The sequence below is a fragment of the Pseudogracilibacillus sp. SO30301A genome, from assembly GCF_037072025.1.
Lineage (GTDB): Bacteria > Bacillota > Bacilli > Bacillales > Amphibacillaceae > Pseudogracilibacillus.
Genome location: NZ_JAXHDD010000102.1, coordinates 1 through 5,919 on the forward strand (window position 1 = coordinate 1; position 5,919 = coordinate 5,919).

Genomic DNA, 5,919 nt, shown 5'->3' on the forward strand with positions numbered 1-5,919 from the left:
TCTGTTTTAGCTTTCAAGATTTGATGAAATAATGGTTAGGTTTTCCCTTTCATTAATCATATGTTTGTTCTTTGACTAGGTAGCATGAGCCGAAAAGGAAAACGCCGTTCACTAAAGTGTTCGGCGTTTAAATTGATGATTACATGAAGAAAGCTTTTTTAAAACCTATCTTTCCCGTGGCTACGGTTCATGTTACCCGTGTAGCATAGTAGGATTTATCGACATTTCAACTAAACGAATAATTAGATAAGGTACTAGCTTAAAGATAAGTATCTTTTTAAGAAATGGAATTAGATTCCTTCTGTATATGACCTGAATAACAGTTATTTTATATACATAAGTTTATCTATTTGACCTTCACACAATGTCAAGGTTTATACTACTCATATACAAGGAGGTTATCCAATGAAAATCAGCGAACTTTCTGATCAGACAGGTGTAAGTATGCGTTCACTTCGTTATTACGAAGAAAGAGGATTGATCCAACCCAAGCGATTGGATAATGGCTATCGTGATTACGATAAATCTATTTTAGAACAGGTGAAAACCATTCGATTATATTTTAATTTGGGTTTAAGTACAGATGAAATAAAAGAAATTGTGGATTGCGATCCATTTGTTTTTCCTTACGAGCAATTGATATGTAATGACGTGATGGAGCTTTATCAAAATAAATTAGTAGAAGTAGAACATCAAATAAACACACTGAAAGACGTGAAAAGTCGTTTGAAAAATAGAATTAAAAAAGTAGAGGAATTAAGAGAAACAATGGATAGGAGTAAAGCGAATGACGAAAGCAAATAATAAATGGATTCTGATAGCGCTATTTATCAGTGTGTTTACGATTGGCACTTCAGAGTATGTGATTATGGGTATTCTGCCTGTTATTGCCACGGATTTAAGTATTACCATTCCTACCGCTGGATTGCTGGTAACAGGCTATGCATTAGGTGTGGCCATCGGCAGCCCGTTAGTAACCGCAATGACAAGTCAAAATTCCTGAAAAAAGTTGTTAGTCGGGTTAATGATCTTTTTTACACTAAGTAATGCGATAGCAGCATTATCATCCAACTTTGGTTTGTTAATGTCTGCAAGAATTTTGTCTTCCTTGATTCATGGAACTTTTTTTGCGGTTGCTACCGTTGTTGCCAGCAAAACAGCACCACAGGATAAACAAGGCTCTGCCATTGCTACCGTTGCTGCTGGTTTAACACTTTCTACCGTTTTAGGGGTTCCGTTTGGTACATTTATAGGTCATGCTTGGGGATGGCAGACTACTTTTTGGATTGTGACGGCTCTTGGTATTGTGGCAGCAATGATGTTAATTGTACATATTCCAAGTCAAATCAAATTCCAATACCAGTCCTTGAAGTCTGAATTAGGAGCTTTTAAAAATCCGCAAATTATTCTCGTTCTATTGATTACTGTTTTTGGATATGGCGGAATTTTTGCTTCCTATACTTATATTGCACCACAACTTGAAACATTTGCAGGCTTTTCAGCAGAAGCAATTACCACACTTTTATTTCTATTCGGGGTAGGGTCATTTCTTGGAACTGTATTGGCAGGAAAGCTTGCTAATCGATCGTTAATGCCGACATTATGTATTACATTAGTATTGTTAACCATCATTTTAGTATTGTTCACATGGACGGTTCATGATAAAACGCTTGCTTCGATAACTGTTTTTATCTTTGGATTTACAGCTTTTGCGACCGTACCATTATTACAGACAAAAATTGTTCAAACTGCCAAAGAAGCTCCTACCTTGGCAGCAGCAGTTAACATCTCCGCATTTAATTTAGCTAATGCCATCGGTGCTTATCTTGGTGGAGAAACGATACGTGCAGGTTTTGGAATGGCTTCGGTTAACCTTACAGGTGCTATCATTACGGCTATAGGGGTTGTCTTTTCTATTATTCTATTGATATATGGAAAGAAATTGAGTGAAGCAAAAAGTTAAACAGGAACAAAATAAAAGCATATTATGGTGAAAATACAAATTTAATCCTGACTATAGCTAGTTCATTAGTGCTGTTAATAGTTCTGCATTAAAAATAGATTGTAGATTGGTTCTTAGTTTGCTTTAACTAATTCTGAATGACCTTTCCAATTACAGTATTAAAGATGTAAGTGATCTGGTTTTTTGAATATACAGTATACTTATTCACTTATCAATACAACATAAAACCGTTGTTTGTTTAGAGTGCAAAAATATATAACCAGTTAATAATCAAACGACGGTTTGAAAATAAGAAGAATAAAACCGCCGTTTTTACTGAAAACAGAACTTTGGAGGGTGTATTAAGTTCGTCCTTTTTTAGGACACGGCGGTATGAAGGGGGATATCACCGTGTTTATTTTTTGGACAAGCAAAGGAGCTGACATTTTCTGATCTCACACCACATGAAGAAAATCAACTCTATACCTTAGATCAGCAATATGAAGAGGAAGAAGAACAAAGTTTTCAAGTGGCTGGAAAGAAAATCACTCCGAAATTACTTGCTGAAGCGATGCGTATTCTGCCAAAAGAAAAGTGTATCACTGTCCTTCTATACTATTTCTTTCAACTGTCTGATGTGGAAATTGGTCAACTACTCAATATTCCACGCAGTACTGTTCAGTATAGACGGACAAACTCTTTTGAACGGTTAAATCAATTTTTGGAGGAACATGCAGATGAATGGATGATTAATTCTAATATTGAAAACAACGAGCGTGGTTTATTGCCGTACCCAATTGTTTTAGCTGCAAATAAGGGTGATCCAGAAGCAATGAAAGTAGTTATTCTGCATTATGGAAGCTACATGACAAGCCTTTCCATGCGTAAGCTCCGTGATCAGCATGGGGATATCTATTGGGGCATCGATGAGGATACGCGTGATCGTTTACGTTCAAAGCTTATGCAATCTGCTTTAACTTTCAAGATTTGATGAAATAATGGTTAAGTTTTCCCCTTCATTAATCATATAGGATTAATAGAATCATAACAAAAAGTGCTTCCACCCTTTTTATTCAGAAACTGAAGGAATGGAAGCATTCCCGTTATAATTGATATACTTTTAAAGTTAAGCCAACTTTAGAATTTTAATAGTTTTGTGTAGACTTCGCTTTAAAGTTGTCTTCTTTGGTATGGTAGTTCATTCACTAATGTTGGGAGCCCTTTTTTATTTAGTAATTGGATTTATATAAAAGATTTTTGACAATTGCTTTATGAAGATATATACTTATAAATAATGTTAGTTAGTGATAACAAACATATTTCTTTAAAAATGTTTGTTAATTTCAATTAGGCACATTGCTTCTTTCGTTAACGAAGAAAAGTTAAATCTTATTAAAATGTAAAATGTGGGGTGCACTTATGAAAGAAAGAAAATTAAGTACAGCAGATCGTATACTTCAATCGGCTCTTCAATTAATGAAGAATAAGGGATTTAATTTAGTAACGATAAAAGAAATAGCTGATGCAGCAAATGTTAGCGAAATGACAGTATTTCGTCATTTTGAAACAAAAAAGGGTGTTTTAGAGGCTGCAATTGAAAGAAACACAGTTGTTCCCAGTTTTAAACAAACCCTTGATAAAATTATTGTTTGGGATTTAGAGAAAGATTTGCTTCAGATAGCTTATTTATATCTTGATCTCATGGAACGTAATGAATCCATTTGTCTAGTTGCTGTTCAAGAAAGAGCATCTATGCCTGAATTAGCTGATTTAGTATCTGAAAACACAGAACAATTAAAAGGTTATATTACAACGTATTTTAATGCGATGCAGGAAGAAGGAAAGATGGTTCCATCAAATTCCTATACACAAGCATCTACGTTTTTAGCAACTTTGTTCAGTTACTTTATTTCTACGGCATTATGGGGAGAGAAATTTGTTAATGTACCGAAAGAGGAATTTATAAAGAGCAGTGTAAAAATATTTTGTTATGGACTTCATAATAAGTAAAGGAGGTGTTAAATTTGGCAGATTCCAATACTCGTGTCCATCAATCGAGACAAGTCTTTCTCATTTTGGCATGGATATATGCTATTTGTATTGTTGCCCAAACGCTGATTGCTGGTATGGCGGTTTTCAATAACTATGCATATTGGGAATACCATACAACATTTGTTATTTGGTTTCAATTTATTCCCATTATTATGCTAATACTGGCTTTTACAGGACAGCTTTCCAAAAAAATTCGCTGGCAGGTTGTTGGTTTATTCCTTCTTATTGTGCCTCTCCAGTATGTCAGTGTTCATGTTCCTGTTATAGGAGCGGTACATCCAGTTGTACCATTAATTCTGTTTTGGCTCATTCTGCTTATCATAAAGCAAGTAAAGCGAGGAAGCAAAGTTAATAAATAATAAGAGTGGAGATTGAGATAAAAAAGTAATATTTGGTATGTCATCTTTATAGCCGTGTTTCTGTTAGTAGCGTGCGGTTCTGATACAGAATCAAACGAATATAATGGAGCAGAAGAAACAACAAACAAAAATATAAAAGCGGTTGTTATCGAAGCTTTTAATAGAGATTAATCAAGTAGAATATACTGTTTCAGCTGGAGAGGTAGTCATTCATCCCGCTAATGAGGTAAGGGCATAGTGATATGGTAGTCACATTAGTTGTTCAATAAATGTTACTAAAAAATTTTTATAACAAATGTTAGTTATCGATAACTAACTAAATGTAATGGAAGGTGTTTAATATGAAAGTTGTTTTATTTGGAGCCACTGGTGATACAGGTAAACCATTAGTGAGACACTTACTTTTGGAAGGTCATGAAGTAACAGTAATTGTACGTAAACCAGAGAAGTTTGATTTGTCTGGAGAACGTCTAGAAGTTGAAAAAGGTGATGTTTTAAAGCCATCTACCATAAAAGGAAAGCTAACTGGGAAAGAAGCTGTCCTTTCAGTACTTGGTGGAAATCACCGTCAGCCTACAACGGTTTATTCGGAAGGGATGGAAAATATAATCAATGAAATGGAGAGAGCAGGAGTTAAGCGATTGGTCTGCTTATCTGCTGAAACGTTGAAGTCGAAAGAAGAATCTTCATTTACAGAACGTATACTTGTCATTGTATTATGGAAAGTATTTCATAATCTATATAGTGATATGGAACGAATGGAAGAAAAGATTAAAAAAAGCACCATTGATTGGACGATTGTTCGGCCGCCTTATCTAACCAAAGGAGCACCAAAGGGACATTATCGAATGAATCTTGATAAGCCTATACCGAAAGGAAAAGGACGAATAACTCGATCAGATTTGGCTTTAGCTATGATCCATCTATTGAAAAATCCAGATTCTATTCATAGCATCGCTTATGTATGTACAAATTAAATAATATATTTTACAGAAGGGATAAATGTAATAATGGTAAATTTCACCTAAAGTAAATGGACTAAGCATATGAGTAAAATAAATAATATTCTCCTATGGAGGGGACGTTGACTGTAACAGGGACATTTCGGAGAATACTACCCCTTTTTGTTATCTTACATCTTGCTGCATTGGTAGGCACTTTTTCAACGATTGCAGCACTTGGATACAGATGACCAGTAAAATTTCAAGGATATTTCATGGGTAACAGCCTTGATATGCGGAGAGATGGCAGGGATAGCATTAGTAATCAAGAAAAAAGTAGATGTACCACGCATAATTATTTTTACTCGGTATGAAGGCTGGTTCCTTTGAGGTTTTGCTACCTATTTTGAGGCAACAGTCAGTTGTTGCGTTCATCACCCTTTTTGCCAACTAATCAGTACGTGTGGCACGTAGCAGAATTCAGGTTCTCCTTGTTATTCTGTAAGGTTACCTTGTCTTTGTATTGCATAACATAACATTAATATCTAAGAATTTTTCCCAACTGTCTATTTTCAGTTGGGTTTCTTTTTTCTAAAAAACTTCTCTCAAATCTTTGGCATTTCAT

7 protein-coding genes are annotated in these 5,919 nt (G+C 34.9%); all 7 read left to right on the plus strand.

Annotated features, from left to right (window positions below; genetic code table 11):
- The first annotated feature begins 405 nt into the window (after positions 1–405).
- The 7 genes from SPD89_RS22325 to SPD89_RS22355 all read left to right on the plus strand — a co-directional run bounded on the left by SPD89_RS22325 (position 406) and on the right by SPD89_RS22355 (position 5,330).
- A complete protein-coding gene (locus tag SPD89_RS22325; RefSeq protein ID WP_336264151.1) occupies positions 406–804 on the plus strand; it encodes a MerR family transcriptional regulator in 399 nt (132 codons plus the stop codon).
- Positions 788–1,003: a hypothetical protein gene (locus SPD89_RS22330; RefSeq protein ID WP_336264152.1), complete on the plus strand. Its 216-nt coding sequence runs from the start codon at positions 788–790 to the stop codon at positions 1,001–1,003. The genes SPD89_RS22325 and SPD89_RS22330 overlap by 17 nt, the downstream gene beginning before the upstream one ends.
- 6 nt (positions 1,004–1,009) lie before the next feature.
- Complete coding sequence (locus SPD89_RS22335; RefSeq protein ID WP_336264153.1) at positions 1,010–1,963, plus strand: MFS transporter; 954 nt, start codon at positions 1,010–1,012, stop codon at positions 1,961–1,963.
- Between the two features lie 508 nt (positions 1,964–2,471).
- The gene (locus SPD89_RS23325) at positions 2,472–2,933 is read left to right on the plus strand and encodes a helix-turn-helix domain-containing protein (RefSeq protein ID WP_442961223.1); all 462 of its coding nucleotides are present in this window, start codon (positions 2,472–2,474) and stop codon (positions 2,931–2,933) included.
- A 428-nt stretch (positions 2,934–3,361) separates the two neighbouring features.
- Complete coding sequence (locus SPD89_RS22345; protein ID WP_336264154.1) at positions 3,362–3,952, plus strand: TetR/AcrR family transcriptional regulator; 591 nt, start codon at positions 3,362–3,364, stop codon at positions 3,950–3,952.
- Between the two features lie 14 nt (positions 3,953–3,966).
- Positions 3,967–4,353: a DUF6220 domain-containing protein gene (locus tag SPD89_RS22350; protein ID WP_336264155.1), complete on the plus strand. Its 387-nt coding sequence runs from the start codon at positions 3,967–3,969 to the stop codon at positions 4,351–4,353.
- A 341-nt stretch (positions 4,354–4,694) separates the two neighbouring features.
- Complete coding sequence (locus SPD89_RS22355) at positions 4,695–5,330, plus strand: NAD(P)-dependent oxidoreductase (protein ID WP_336264156.1); 636 nt, start codon at positions 4,695–4,697, stop codon at positions 5,328–5,330.
- Positions 5,331–5,919: the final 589 nt, after the last annotated feature.

What these genes read in the sequence shown, in the direction of transcription:
- SPD89_RS22325 (WP_336264151.1), top strand. Translation starts at nt 406, where the DNA reads ATGAAAATCAGCGAACTTTCTGATCAGACAGGTGTAAGTATGCGTTCA.
- SPD89_RS22330 (WP_336264152.1), top strand. Translation starts at nt 788, where the DNA reads ATGACGAAAGCAAATAATAAATGGATTCTGATAGCGCTATTTATCAGT.
- SPD89_RS22345 (WP_336264154.1), top strand. Translation starts at nt 3,362, where the DNA reads ATGAAAGAAAGAAAATTAAGTACAGCAGATCGTATACTTCAATCGGCT.
- SPD89_RS22355 (WP_336264156.1), top strand. Translation starts at nt 4,695, where the DNA reads ATGAAAGTTGTTTTATTTGGAGCCACTGGTGATACAGGTAAACCATTA.